The organism is Caldithrix abyssi DSM 13497 (genome assembly GCF_001886815.1).
GTDB lineage: Bacteria > Calditrichota > Calditrichia > Calditrichales > Calditrichaceae > Caldithrix > Caldithrix abyssi.
The window spans coordinates 2,713,953-2,727,314 of the sequence record NZ_CP018099.1 but is presented as its reverse complement, the minus strand read 5'-3'; the positions used below and the strand labels follow the sequence as shown (position 1 = coordinate 2,727,314).

The following is a 13,362-nucleotide window of genomic DNA, read 5'->3' as shown; positions in this document are numbered from 1 at the left end:
TTGATTGTTCGGCCATGATTGCAGAATTTAAGCGATAGAAATATTTATTGCCACTTTTATTAAATATGGCTAAAATGGTGCAGAAGGAAATTTAAAAAAGAAAACGAAATGCGCATTGTTTTTATTCAGCCGCCTATCGAAGACTTTTACAGCACGCCGATCAGACTGCAGCCCATTGGGCTGGCCTATTTAAGTGGCGTATTAAAAAAGCACTTCCCAGAGGTGGATGTAATTGTTAAAGACTTTCAACAGGGCTGGGGCAAACGTTCGATTCCTCTGCCGGATGCGTTAAGGTTTTTAAAGGATTACTATCGTTTTCCCGATCGCAGTCCGTTTTCAACCTTTTATCACTACTATCGTTTTGGCGCGAGTGAGGAACAGGTTTTAAAGGAAGTAGGGGCGCTAAACCCGGATTTGATCGGCATTTCCATGTTGTTTACGGCGTACGCCCCTCAGGCATTGCAGCTTGCCCGGATTTTGAAAAAAAGTTTAAATGTTCCGATTTTGTTAGGAGGTTCGGACGTCTCGGCCCGGGCCAATGAACTATTGGCTTTGCCCTTTGTGGATTTTGTAATCCGCGGCGAAGGCGAGCGTCCTGTTGTGCGCTTTGTGGAAGAGTGGCTGGGCAAAAGAAGGTTCGACAAAGTGCCCAATCTGGGATTTAAAACTGCCCATGAAAAATTGGTTTTTAACGATCTGCAGGAAAACTTTGCCATTGACGAGCTGCCATTTCCTGATTTCGCCGGATTGAATCTCGAGCATTACCGACTGGGCAGGCGGAAGCTGAGTTTTTTAATCAGCTCGCGTGGATGTCCGTATCGTTGCGCGTTTTGTTCGGTTCATCAAACGTTTGGTCATCGCTTACGTTTGCGCAGCGTTGAAAATATTCTACAGGAGATGGAGCTGCGTCTTGCCGCCGGCGTGCGGGCCTTCGATTTTGAAGACGATAATTTAACTCTGGATCAACGGCGTTTTAAGACGCTATGCAAAGAGATCATTAAAAACTACGCTGCTTATGATTTAAAGCTACTGGCCATGAACGGCCTTGCTTATTTTAAACTGGATGACCAAACTCTGGAGTTGATGAAAGATGCTGGTTTCGGCGAGTTGAACATCAGCCTGGTAAGTCTGAACCAGCCTGTATTGAAACAGCTAAAACGGCCGTTTAATTTGCAAAAATTTGAACGGGTTGTGCAAACCGCACATGCGCTGGGCATGTCCGTTATTTCGTACCAGATTTTAGGCTTACCCGGTGAATCGGTCGATTCCATGCTGCAAACGCTGATTTATCTCAGCAGGCTGCCGCTGCGCATTGGCGTTTCTCCGTTTTATCTGACTCCGGGCATGCCGCTGGAGGGTAGCCTGCCAGAGCATAAGAAACCCTGGTGGGTTGTGGGACGGTTAAGCAGTTTGAGCGCAACCGAAAATGAGGCACGGCGCCAACGGATTTTTACCTTATTCGTGATGGCCAGAATGGTTAATTTTCTTAAAGAATTGGACCTGTCTGGTAAATCCCTTTTGTTAAAGGAAATACTTGCGGAGCGAAATAACTGGCAGGGGAGGGATTTAACGGGACTGGAAATTTTATTTAAACTGCTAACGGAAGATCGTTTTTACGTTTTTGACGGCAATGACTTCCGCCTTCATCCGGCCTTTGATGTTGATCTTTTTAAGAAATTCATGGAAGAGGTAAAATGGATAAAAAGGCTGGACGGCGGAACGATTAGCGTGTAAAGAGGCGAGTTCAAGGGGAAGTGATGGGGGCTGTCCCAAAAGTCGATGAAAGTAAATTTTTATACAAAACATATTTTGGCGTTGAAGAGACAAGATGAATATTTAACAACTATTTTTTCCTTAATTTCTATAAAAAACCGCTCTAACGATTTTAAAATGGTATTTTTTGGGCCTAAATTTTGACACTGGCTTGCCCGGTTTAAATTAAAAAAGATGTTAGCGCTATACTTATACATCTCGTTAACTAAACCGTACTCTTTCATCTGATTAAACATCTTTTTTAAATTATACGCTACTGCTATTATACCAAATTCTGTTTTTACTTTCTCTAATCCTCTTAATAAAAAGCCCCTTATTCCTAGATTATGCTTTATTTGTCCAAAAATTGTTTCTATCTCCGAACCTCGTTTGCTGATTAATCTTCTTCCTTCTTCCGTATTCAATCGAGAACGAACCTGCTTTTTATAATCATTAAGCATGACATTTACTCTAACAACACGTGCAGTCTGGCCCTTGTAGCACTTCTCTTTCAATACACAGCCTTCACAACTCTCACTACGGTAAATACGATGCTTTACTTTAAAACCCGTCGACGTAACACTTTCCTGTTCTCCAACATATTCTAAATACCGACCGGCAGGACATTCATAGCGATCTAATTCACTATCATACCGCATGTTATCTATCAAAAAAGGATTCTCTTTGTATGACTTCTTTTGCTCTTTGTAATAACTACTGTATTTGATATAAGCTTCTACACCTTCTGATTCCAAATATGCATAATTCTCCTCACTTCCATAGCCTGCATCGCCTATTACTCGATTTGGTTGCCTACCATAACAACGCTTGTATGACTCCATAAAGGGCTTTAATAATACGCTATCATTCGCGTTCTGATTTATCGTATAATTCACTATAAATTGATTCTCACTTCCTACCTGAACATTATAACTCGGAAGCAAATCCGTATTATTATGATGATCCCGCTTCTTACTCATAAAGGTAGCATCCGGGTCCGTCTGGCTATAGCTATTCCTACCATTTAGAAGCTTTCGTTGCTTTTCATATTTACGTTGGCGCGGTAAATAATCCTTCTCTATTTTATTTTTTGCTCTCTTTAATTCCTTATTGTCCGGTTCCTTTTTTAACCGCTCATTCAATATATCAACTATTTGTTCAATCTGATGAGAGCTTAAAGTAACATCCTCTCCTAATTCTCCTAAATCTTTATTACCGTATAAACGATTCTCTAAATCATTCTCGTTATCTATCTTCTTTAGTAATTCCTTTAGCTTCTCTTGAAGTACTCTCTGGTAACGGTCTACATTCTTCTTCCAGACTGCCTTGTATTTATTCGCATTCGCCTGAAATTTGCTCCCGTCTATAAAAAGATCATTTAATCCTATATAGCCCAACTCCAATAATTGCTCAACTACATAGGTGAATACTTCCTCTATTTTTCCCTTCAATCGTGATGAACGAAAACGATTTATCGTCCTAAAATCCGGACGACTGTTCCCTGATAACCACATGAAATGAATATTCTCTCTTAAGGCCTTAGCTATCTGGCGCGAAGTAAATATCTTCTGCGTATAGGCATAAATGACTACTTTTAATAGCATCCGCGGATGATACGCGGCCCGACCGCCTCCTTTGTATTCTTTAATTAAAAAATCAATATCCATCTTGTCTATGATGGCATTGATAAACCGAACCATATGATTGGGTTCTATGAGCTCATCTAATGAAGGCGGAAGAATAGTAAGTTGGTTTTGATCGGTAGTTTTAAATGGGATTTTCCGACAACGTTTTGGCTTCATGGTTTTTATTTTAAATTTAATATTTTCAAGTTATTAATGCAAGTTATTTTATGTGCTAAAGACAATAAATAGAACCAATTTAAATCTTGTTTTTATTCATGTTTTTTTGTTGAAATCTTTTACCTTTTCCATAATTTCGTATCACATTTACCAATAAAATTATATTTAAAAACCTGCATATTTATACATCTTGATTTACTTTTGGGACAGCCCCGGGGGCAGGGGGTGAGGGCTAATGTAATATTTACCATGAATATAAATAAATATACATTTAATTTCGCTTTTGAGACACACCCAAGTTGGTTTAACCATTTTGAAAATGGGGCGTCCATGAAAATAACCATTGTATTTGACAACACCAGCGCCCGGGAAGATTTACTGGCTGACTGGGGCTTTGCCTGTGTAATCGAAACACAGAATAGGAAGATATTGTTCGACACCGGCGCCGACGGCCGTATTCTCATGCATAATTTGCAGCTTTTAAATATTGAAGCGCGAAGCATTGATACGGTTTTTATTTCGCACAACCATTTCGATCACATTGGCGGACTTTCAGCTTTTTTAAACGCCAACGAACGCGTTACCGTTTACGTGCCGCGCTCTCTGCGCGGCGTTCGCAGGGCGCGTAAGGTGGTGCATGTGGATGACAGGCCGCAAAAGCTGGCAGAAGACCTTTTTACCACCGGCGAGTTAGGGGGTATTGAACAGTCCCTTGTTCTTCCTTCTTCAAAAGGGATGATGCTCTTTGTTGGTTGTTCCCATCCGCCTATGTCGTTCATTTTACAAATAGCCCGACAATTTGGCCCTGTTTACGGTATTTTAGGCGGCTTGCATGGTTTCGATCAATACGAGCTTTTTAAAGATTTGCAATTTATTTGTCCCACACACTGTACACAGCATCTAACAGAAATTAAAGAACGTTTTCCTACAAAAGTTGTGCAAGGCGGCGTCGGAAAAGTTTACGAAATTTAAAGAACAATGAGGGCGCAGTTTGTAAACGAATAAATCTGACATTATTAAAAACCTCTGTTGAATAAACGACGCCGTAAAGTTTCTAAATATCTTGAAAATTTAAAACCATGGAGGAAGCCGATGCGCTTATTGATGATTTATTGTACCAAATTTGCTTACAAAACCAGTGTTAAGGGACTGGAGCAGGTCGATGAACTGCATGAATCCGCACAGTTCGAAAATGCGCTGGTGGGGTTTATTCATGTAGAACCAGACGACGAACAGCACCTTTCTACCGTTCAGACCAAACTGGTTAAAAATTTAAAGTGGGCGGCTCGTAAGAATGAGACGAATCGCATTGTTTTGCATTCTTTTGCCCATCTATCGGAAGAAAAAGGAGACCCTGAGCTGACGAAGAAAATTTTTGACAATGCGGAAGAGCGTTTAAAAAGCGCCGGCTACGAAACCGCGCAAACGCCTTTCGGCTATTTTCTGGATATTGACGTGCAGGCGCCGGGGCATTCGTTTGCCAGGCTTTTTAAGGAGTTTTAGGTCGTGGTAGAGATCGAGCAGAGGAAGGTGGTATTTGTTATTTAATATTTAATATTTTGGGGTGAAATCTGGGAGGTCGAATTGTGATTCAAATATCTCTTTGCTGTTAAATTTTTTGGTTGGTATTTGCCGTTTTAGATTTGTATCGAAAGGTTAGAAATATCATTAAAAGTTAAAAATCTAAAATAATAAGGAGCGTTGATGAAGATCGCAGTTGGAACGGATGACCTGAACGCCATCCGCAGCGGCCATTTTGGTGAAAGTCGTTTTTTTAAGATTTTTACGGTGGAAAATGGACAAATAATGACTCAGGAGATAAGGGAAAATCCTTTTATTGTCAGCCAAGGAGAGGGGCATGAACATGGGCAGGCTAAAAATATTATGCAGCTGTTAAAGGACTGCGATGTGTTTTTGGCGCGCAGTATGGGCATGCATTCCATTCCCAAACTGGTTGAAAAGGGGAAAAAACCGATGCTTACCAGGATCAACCGCATCGATGAAGCGATTAGCCGCCTGCTTAGTGAGCAGTATGGCGATTTCAAATGTTTTAATACGCAAGGCATGAAATTCATGCCATGCGCGGGAGGTCTTTAAAATGCTGGATCAATCTGTTTCTAAAGTGGAAGTAAAAGGCTTTGCGGCCCGTTTTTACGACCAGCTATTGAAGTGGGGGAGTTTAGGCAAGTACGAGCGCTTTTTGAAAGAGGCCATTGCTAAGATGAACATTGAAAAAGACGATGCCATTCTGGACCTGGGATGCGGAACGGGGAAAAATGCCTGTTTGATGGCCCGCTATCTTGGTGCGAACGGTCGCATCGTGGGCGTGGAAATCGGCGAAGAGATGGCCGCTCAGTTTGAGAAAAATTGCAGCCATCTGTCAAATGTTTTCCTGTTGCGGCAAAGTTTTCTGGAGCCTCTGCCTTTTAAGAAAGAATTTGACAAAGTTTTTCTCTCTTTTGTTTTTCATGGATTTACACAGGAAAACCGCAGGAAGATCATTGACAATGCGCGTCGGGCATTGAAGGATGACGGCCAGCTCATCGTCCTTGATTTTAATGAATTTGACCTTAATGAAAAGCCCCTGTGGTTCCGGATCGGTTTTAAAACCATTGAGTGTCCGCTGGCTTTTGAATACATCCGCATCAACTGGAAAGAGCAGTTAAAAGAGTGGGGATTTGAAATCTTCGAACAAGATGTGTGGTTCATGGAGACGCTTCGCCTGTTTAAAGCCAAGATAAAGAGTTGATCGCTCATTAAAAGAGGAACGCTGAGATGTTTGTCATCGGTATTGTAAAACACGCCCTGCTAATTACCAGCTTTGTATTTATTATGATGCTGCTCATTGAGTACATCAATGTGCAAACGCACGGACAATGGCAGCAGACCTTTTTAAAGAGTCGCTTTAAACAGTACCTGCTGGCCGCCTTTCTGGGCGTGATACCGGGCTGCCTGGGCGCGTTTTCCGTGGTCTCGCTTTATTCCCACCGTGTTTTGAGTTTTGGCGCGCTGGTAGCGGCCATGATTGCCACCAGCGGCGATGCAGCGTATGTGATGCTTTCTCTCTTTCCACTTAAAACATTGTTATTAAACGCGATTTTGTTCGCCCTTGCCCTACTCTCCGGCTATCTGGTCGATGTGCTTTACAAAAAACAGGATGCTTTATTGGTTGCTGTAAAGCATAAATATGAGATACACGAAAAGGAAATATGCCGTTGCCTGACCAGTAGCAAAATTTTGCCTCAGCTAAAGAACATTAGTTTTCCCCGCGCTTTATTGATCGCATTTTTTTCGCTATTTTTGTTTGGTTTGATCACTGAAATCATCGGCCCGCAAAGCTGGAATTGGGTTAAAATTACGCTATTGGTCAGCACATTGTTTGCGTTGTTTGTGGTCTCAACCGTGCCCGACCACTTTTTAGAAGAACACCTGTGGGAACATGTGCTGAAAAAACATTTGCTGAATATCTTTTTGTGGACCTTCGGCGCGCTGCTGGTGATTCATCTGTTAGAACATTATCTGGATTTGAACGACTGGATTCAAACCAATCTTTTTACCATTTTGATTCTTGCCGTGCTGGTGGGCATTATTCCGGAATCGGGTCCGCATCTGATCTTTGTTACGCTTTTCGCCAGCGGTTCCATTCCCTTCAGCATTCTATTAGCCAGCTCCATTGTGCAGGACGGCCACGGAACTCTGCCGCTTTTAGCCGTTTCCAAAAAAGGTTTTGTTTATTTGAAAATCATTAATGTTGCCGTGGGATTTTTAATCGGTGCACTGGGACTATTGGCCGGGTTTTAAAGCTTTGAGAGCGAGATTTTTAGGGTATGAGAGAGAAATGGCTAAAGCAGCACAGCCGCAACCAAAATCGACCGCAACGCGCGCAGAGTAATTTTCTCGCAGATTACGCCAATCATCGCAGAAAAAGATTAAACAAACTATTTCAAGCGACCACAGAGAGCTCAGAGGAGTCACAAAGAGCGCAAAGAATGTTTTAAATTAGAAATAGTTTCAATTGCCCTCACCCTCTTGATCTCCTTTTCCAAGAATAAAAGTCTGGGAGAGGGGAACGCTGAAAGTGGACAGTTGCCATTCAACCATTCAACCATTCAACTAATCAACTATTCAACCAATCCAGCAGCACAAAAATTTTCGCACGCTAATGCATTACATTTTTTGAGGGAAGTATCCTAAAGAGGTTTTAAACATTTCTTCTGCATTTTTATTTTTAAATTGTGCATTTTTTTACGATATTCCATTCTATTTTACTCGGATAAAGTTCAACAGATATTTTGGAGGAAATGTAATATGGCAAAAGTACTGGATCATGTAAAACCCGGCGTGCTCACCGGCGAAGAGGTACAAACGGTTTTTAAAATTGCTAAAGAAGAAGGATTTGCCTTACCGGCTGTGAATGTGGTGGGAACCAATTCCATAAACGCGGTTCTGGAAGCGGCGCGAGAAGTCAATTCGCCCGTAATTATTCAATTTTCCAACGGCGGCGCTGCATTCTTTGCTGGCAAAGGTCTGCCCAACGACGATCAGCAGGCGGCCATTGCCGGCGCGGTTTCCGGCGCTCATCACATCCATCAAATGGCGAAATTGTACGGCGTGCCGGTGATTGTGCATACCGATCATGCGGCCAAAAAATTACTGCCCTGGGTGGACGGTCTTTTAAAAGCCAACGAAGAGTATTTTGCCCAAACCGGCAAACCGCTTTTCAGCTCGCACATGCTCGATCTCTCCGAAGAGCCGCTGGAAGAAAATGTGGGGCTTTCCGTGCAATATCTGCAGCGCATGGCTAAAATGGGCATGACTCTGGAAATCGAACTGGGCGTTACCGGCGGCGAAGAAGACGGCGTGGATAACACCAATGTGGACAGCAAAAAGCTTTATACTCAGCCCGAAGAGGTGGCTTACGCCTACGAAAAACTGCTGGCCGTCAGTCCTAATTTTACCATTGCCGCTGCTTTTGGCAACGTGCACGGCGTTTACAAACCAGGCAATGTGGTGTTGCGTCCCGTTATCCTGAAAAATTCGCAGGATTACGTCAAAGAAAAATTCAACACCGGTGAAAAACCGGTCAGTTTTGTCTTTCACGGCGGCTCGGGTTCCAGTCTGGAAGAGATTCGCGAAGCCATTTCCTACGGCGTGGTTAAGATGAATATCGACACCGACACGCAATGGGCTTTCTGGAAGGGCGTGATGGAATATTACAAAAAATACGAGGGCTACCTGCAGGGACAGATCGGCAATCCTGAAGGCGAAGATAAACCGAATAAAAAATACTACGATCCGCGCAAATGGCTGCGTGAAGCGGAAAAATCGATGATTGAACGTCTTAAAAAGGCTTTTGAAGATTTGAATTGCGTTAACCGTAATTAATCAAAGATTAAGGGAAGCAGCCTGCGCTTCAGGTTGTTTCCTTTTTTTAAATTTTGTGAAAAGCAAACCAAGGTGCGGCGTTGCGTGCTGCTCAATACATTCATGGAAAAATTTGTGTGATGTGAGAAGAAGGCCCGGGGCAACGCCCCGGGCCGTGTTTTCCGCGGGCAATTGGAGCGCTCTGTCAGAGCGCTCCGTTTCTCCTTCCGAACGCCTTTTTGAAAACGTGATTTTCCTTTGACGTGCACAATTACTTTGGCGTTGACTTAGTGATTCAGCCAGCGGGACAAAAAACGCTCCCTGAGCGCAGTCGAAGGGAGCGCAGTCGAAGGGAGCGCCAGCAGAGAACGCTTCCCTTGTATTCCGTTTCGGTTGAAAACAAAATGGGATATCCTGGACTTGCCTTTCTTCGTAGAATTGGAAAAGGATTACCATACTCGTAAGGGTGAAGGATTTTCCTGAATAATTTTAACTCAGACGAACATAGATATTGGTAAAGGCAAAACAAACCTCGATGAAAAAAAAGCAGATAAAAATCATTCACCCCTACCTTCCCCAAACTCCTAAACTCACTAAACTCCCTAAACTCCTAAACCTCTAAACTCTTGTACTTTACCTGTCACGCGTTAGGACGCATTCACAAAATATTTCGCCCGCCAGAGCGCTACATCTTTCAAAAGAAACATGCCAATCTATTTGATCAAAATCAATTTCCGCACGGCGCTGAAATTTTCTGTTTTCAATACCACAAAATAAATTCCACTGGCAAGCGCCAGCTGCTGCGCATTAATTACAAGGCGATGCGCACCGGCGGGCATAGATCGATCCAGTAGTGTGGCCAGTTTGCGTCCGCGAACGTCAAACAGGGCAAGCCGCACCTCTTGCGAAAGCGGCAGACCAAAGGCAATGGTCGTCGTGGGATTGAAGGGATTAGGGAAGTTCTGCGCCAGGAAAAATCTTACGGGAACGTTTCTGCCGACCTTGTTTCCGATGTCGGTCAAGGTGTAAACCACGATCCGCACGGAATCCTGCGCAGCGGCCAGGGAATCGTCCCTTACCGTGACTCGCAGCCAGCCCTGGCCTGCAAAACTTTTTGCAGCAGAAATAATGAGTATACCGCTTGTTGAGTCATAAGAAAACAAAAGCGAATCGTTACTGATCTGCAGGTCAAAATGAAGCAACGAATCGGGCGTTTCGATGTCGGCCACGAATTGCCATAAATTTAACGTCGCCGAGGAATCGCTGCGAAAGCAGAGCGAATCGGGCAGGGGCTTATCAAAATAGGGCGCATCGTTTACCGGCAGGACGAAAACGGCAAAGGTGTCGCGCGCGCTCAGGTAAAGCTGGTCCTGCGCTTTAAGAAAGACCGTCCCCTGGCCATAAAAATTTTCCTCCCCTTTTACGAACAACGAATCGTTTTTTACCTTTTTCAAAATGTGTGGGGATGAGCCGGAAACCGTAAAACTGTGGCGGGCGGCGCTGTCTGAATCGCAAAACACCTTAGTTAGCAGTGCCACAAACTGCCAGTCGCTGTCTTCAAAAAAGGAGACATCGGGCGCCGGTTGACAGACAAAGGGCGGATGTTTGGCGTAAATGTATTCCTTTTGTAAAAGGGTATCCGCGCCTACCGGGCCGCTCACGATCAATTGAACGTCAAAGCGGCCGGTCGAATGGTAAACATGCTGCGGATTGGGCACGCTGTCTGTGACGCCGTCGCCAAAGTCCCAGCGCCTGGTTGTGATTTCGCCCTTTGATTGATCCGTAAACTGCACTTTTAAGGGGAGTTTGCCCGCCGTTGGCTGCGCTTTAAAATCGGCCTGCAAAAGGGCAAATTCGTAAGCGCCAATGTCAATGGTTTCCGTACCGTCATCATTGCCGTCCGTTATGCGTGGTTTGCCGGCCACATCCATTTCAGGAAGTGTAATAAGAGAATTGTCCATGGTGCCATGATCAATGGCCGCCGCCCCGGCGGTTAAGGCGTAATAATGCGGCGCCTGCTTTTTAAAGGTGGTCTTGCTACCGTAACGGTTAAATCCAAGGTCGGTAACCTGAGGAGCGAAAAAATATTTATCTGTCAAAGAATAGGAAATTCCGGGCGCGCTGTTGTCGCCGGAAGGGAAAGAAAAATCACTGGCATTGAAAGCAAATAAAATATTGGTTAAAATGGAGCTGGTGTTCATGCCGCGGATGGCGGTAGTATTATCGGCCAGCGTCAGGTTGCCGATGTCCGGGCTGGCGTTATCTAAAAGCAGCCCCTGTTCGTTGTGGTAAACCACATTGCCCACCAGTTTGGCCTGCGCGTTGTCGCAAAAAACGCCCACTTTTTGATAACCAATTCGATTGTTAACGATTTGTGGCACGGCATAGCCGGAAAGCAGCTTAACGCCGCATGAATCGTTGCGCGTAATAAGATTGTCGTGAATGAAGGCAGAAAAGATACCGTTGACAAAAATACCGTGCAAACCGTTGAAGCGAATGGTGTTGTTGGCTACTTCCGGCGTGGGAAATTTAGACTCTTCGGCGAACAAAATGCCGTTCCGCTCGTTGCGTTCAATTACACATCGGGCGATCAGATGGTTACCTGCGCCCGTCACCAGAAGGCCGTTGCGCGCATTGTTAGTAATTCTCATGTGTTCCAATTGCATTTTAGCGCCGGAAACAGACAGGGCCGCCGGAAAATTTTTGCCCTCCAGGCTGTCAATACCGTAAGTCCGTTCGATTTTGACAAAACGCAACACGCTGCCCAGACTGTCGCTGTCTTCAATGATCAATCCGCCCCAATATCGATCGCTTTCCAGGGCAGTAAATACAATCGTGTCGCCTGCCGCGCCGTGCGCCTGCAGGTGTCCCTTAACTTGCAAAAAGGCGGCGTCGAATTCAGTAGAACTGTAGTCAAAATGGTTGCCGGCTTTAAAGCGTACTTCCACGCCCGCCTCAATTTGCAGGGTGGAGTCTTTTTCCACCACGGTTGGTCCGCGCACCTCAACCGGGCTGCCCGCTTTTTGCCATTTGCCGGAAACACTCAATCCGGGGCGAATAATGGTGTGATCGCTGATGATGAAGGTAGTGTCGCTAATGTCTGTTATTTGAAAATCGTTTTGAGCCGTAATGCGCAGCAGGCAGTCTTCGGAAATCAACGCCGGGACCTGCCATTTAAATCGGTTTTCGCTGCCGTCGTAGCTGGCGACGCTTTGCCAGGTCAGCCCGGCGTCGGTGGAGTAGTCGATTTCAACGCCCTGCACATTGCTGCTCCAGCGCAGGATTTCAATCGAATTTTGCAATAAGGATTCGTTGCCAATCGGATATTCCAGGCGTAAAAAGTCGCCGCTGCGCTCCAGCGCGCCAAGATCGATGCGGCCGTGAATAAAGCGCGGATTGCCCTGTAAATCGGTGGCGAGGTGATAAAATTGACTGCTATCGGGCAGGCCGTTGTTTACGGCCCAGGAGTTGGGGCCGGGACGGTAATCCTGCTGCTGCGCATCAACAAAATGGGGGTTTTTGCCCGGAAAATTCCTGCCCGCGCTGATTACCTGCGAGGGCAGGGTAGAGCTTTGCAGCAAGCAGTGATCTAGCGTGAGCTGAGAATATTTACCGATTTCCAGATCGCTTGCGTTGCTGTACAAAATCGAATTGACCATCAGCGGTTGACTGTTCAATCCGCAATCAAAGCCGCTTAAACTATTAAACACGATGGTACAGTTGTAAATTTGTGCGTCGCTCTCAGAAAGGAGACGAATGCCATGTCCGCCGTTGTCGTTAATCAAACAGTTGGTTAGCTGAATTGCCGCCGATTTAACATAAACCCCGTCGCCGGCGTTGTTGGCTATCTGACAGTTTTCGACGTTCAGCGCAACATTGACCACGCTAAGCGCGCCGTTAAAATCCAACCAATCATGCAGGTATTGGATGTAAGAAGCGTGTTCAATTTTAGCAAAGCGCAGAAACGACGAATCGCTGGCCGATTCGTCAAAAAAGAGAATGCCCCACTGGCCGCTACTTCCCTGACGGGTAAAGACGACCAGACTGTCGGCTCTGCCCTTTACCTGTAAGGCGCCTTGAACGCGTATAAAACCCAGATCGAATGAAGGATTGATGTACTCATGACTGGTTCCTGTTTTAAACCGTACTTCAACACCTGCCTCAATGACCAGAATCTCGTTTTGTGGAACAATGACTTCGCCATTGATCAGGTAGGGAGAACCGTCCACGCCCCAAACGCCGTAAACTTCACTTTGATCGGGAATTTCTGTTTGGGCAAAAAGCGTAAGGGCGAGGAACAAAACGAAAAACGATGATTTCATGACTGCCATTCTCCTGCGTTTTGCTTTTTCTCCTGGGCAAAAATTACAGAAAAAGCGTGTAGCATGGCCTGAACTGCGTTAAATCAAGAAAAGATCGACAAAAATCGAATAATGTCTGTAAA

General features: G+C 44.8%; 9 protein-coding genes. 7 read left to right on the top strand and 2 right to left on the bottom strand.

Annotated features, from left to right (window positions below):
* The first annotated feature begins 108 nt into the window (after positions 1-108).
* Positions 109-1,734 carry a B12-binding domain-containing radical SAM protein gene (locus Cabys_RS10610; protein WP_006930413.1) on the top strand — a complete coding sequence of 542 codons (1,626 nt, stop codon included), beginning with the start codon at positions 109-111 and terminating at the stop codon, positions 1,732-1,734.
* 59 nt (positions 1,735-1,793) lie between these two features.
* Here the strand turns inward: Cabys_RS10610 and Cabys_RS10605 are convergent, their stop codons facing one another.
* Entirely contained in the window at positions 1,794-3,554 is a 1,761-nt protein-coding gene (locus Cabys_RS10605) for an IS1182 family transposase (protein WP_071961279.1), read from the bottom strand.
* Positions 3,555-3,884: 330 nt separating this feature from the next.
* Here Cabys_RS10605 and Cabys_RS10600 point away from each other — a divergent pair, with 330 nt between their 5' ends.
* The 6 genes from Cabys_RS10600 (at position 3,885) to fbaA (ending at position 8,939) form a co-directional block, all read left to right on the top strand.
* Positions 3,885-4,526 (top strand): MBL fold metallo-hydrolase, encoded by a 642-nt coding sequence (locus tag Cabys_RS10600; protein WP_006930411.1) that lies wholly within the window; start codon positions 3,885-3,887, stop codon positions 4,524-4,526.
* A 120-nt stretch (positions 4,527-4,646) separates the two neighbouring features.
* Positions 4,647-5,057, top strand: a complete 411-nt coding sequence (locus Cabys_RS10595; RefSeq protein ID WP_006930409.1) for a threonyl-tRNA synthetase editing domain-containing protein — start codon at positions 4,647-4,649, stop codon at positions 5,055-5,057.
* A gap of 201 nt (positions 5,058-5,258) precedes the next feature.
* Positions 5,259-5,651: a NifB/NifX family molybdenum-iron cluster-binding protein gene (locus Cabys_RS10590; RefSeq protein ID WP_006930408.1), complete on the top strand. Its 393-nt coding sequence runs from the start codon at positions 5,259-5,261 to the stop codon at positions 5,649-5,651.
* Between the two features lies 1 nt (position 5,652).
* Entirely contained in the window at positions 5,653-6,303 is a 651-nt protein-coding gene (locus tag Cabys_RS10585) for a class I SAM-dependent methyltransferase (protein ID WP_006930407.1), read from the top strand.
* 26 nt (positions 6,304-6,329) lie between these two features.
* Positions 6,330-7,355 (top strand): putative manganese transporter, encoded by a 1,026-nt coding sequence (locus Cabys_RS10580; protein ID WP_006930406.1) that lies wholly within the window; start codon positions 6,330-6,332, stop codon positions 7,353-7,355.
* Positions 7,356-7,862: 507 nt separating this feature from the next.
* Positions 7,863-8,939, top strand: coding sequence for a class II fructose-bisphosphate aldolase (gene fbaA / locus Cabys_RS10575; protein ID WP_006930405.1), 1,077 nt, complete (start codon positions 7,863-7,865; stop codon positions 8,937-8,939).
* Between the two features lie 692 nt (positions 8,940-9,631).
* Here fbaA and Cabys_RS10565 read toward each other — a convergent pair.
* A complete protein-coding gene (locus Cabys_RS10565) occupies positions 9,632-13,240 on the bottom strand; it encodes a right-handed parallel beta-helix repeat-containing protein (RefSeq protein WP_006930403.1) in 3,609 nt (1,202 codons plus the stop codon).
* Positions 13,241-13,362: the final 122 nt, after the last annotated feature.

Coding starts and splice junctions, on each gene's coding strand:
- Cabys_RS10610 (WP_006930413.1), top strand. CDS start 109: ATGCGCATTGTTTTTATTCAGCCGCCTATCGAAGACTTTTACAGCACG.
- Cabys_RS10605 (WP_071961279.1), bottom strand. CDS start 3,554: ATGAAGCCAAAACGTTGTCGGAAAATCCCATTTAAAACTACCGATCAA.
- Cabys_RS10600 (WP_006930411.1), top strand. CDS start 3,885: ATGAAAATAACCATTGTATTTGACAACACCAGCGCCCGGGAAGATTTA.
- Cabys_RS10595 (WP_006930409.1), top strand. CDS start 4,647: ATGCGCTTATTGATGATTTATTGTACCAAATTTGCTTACAAAACCAGT.
- Cabys_RS10590 (WP_006930408.1), top strand. CDS start 5,259: ATGAAGATCGCAGTTGGAACGGATGACCTGAACGCCATCCGCAGCGGC.
- Cabys_RS10585 (WP_006930407.1), top strand. CDS start 5,653: ATGCTGGATCAATCTGTTTCTAAAGTGGAAGTAAAAGGCTTTGCGGCC.
- Cabys_RS10580 (WP_006930406.1), top strand. CDS start 6,330: ATGTTTGTCATCGGTATTGTAAAACACGCCCTGCTAATTACCAGCTTT.
- fbaA (WP_006930405.1), top strand. CDS start 7,863: ATGGCAAAAGTACTGGATCATGTAAAACCCGGCGTGCTCACCGGCGAA.
- Cabys_RS10565 (WP_006930403.1), bottom strand. CDS start 13,240: ATGAAATCATCGTTTTTCGTTTTGTTCCTCGCCCTTACGCTTTTTGCC.